Annotated in this window: 1 pseudogene; it reads right to left on the reverse strand. The window is 61.2% G+C overall.

Annotation, left to right across the window (positions count from 1 at the left end):
* Positions 1–273 (reverse strand): annotated as a pseudogene (locus A3754_RS27175) (flavin oxidoreductase); the annotation flags it as partial.

Here is a 273-nt window from a genome sequence, read left to right on the forward strand (position 1 = left end):
GGTGCAAAACCAGTGGAGCCGCAGATGAACCACACGGGCTGGTCCGGTGCGCTGTCGATAAACCGCAGGCCGGCGGGCAGGGTGGTACTCACGGTGCTGTCTGCCCGCAGGCTGGCCATAATGTCCTGGGCGGCGCTGTTGTCATCACCATGGCGGATGTGCAATTCAATATCGCGGCCATCGCAATGGTTGGCGATGGAAAAGGGATAGCTTTCGCCGTGCAGGTTCAGCATCAGGTACTGGCCCGCGTGCCACTGGATTTTCTTGCCGGCG

The organism is Alcanivorax sp. HI0083, from assembly GCF_001635175.1.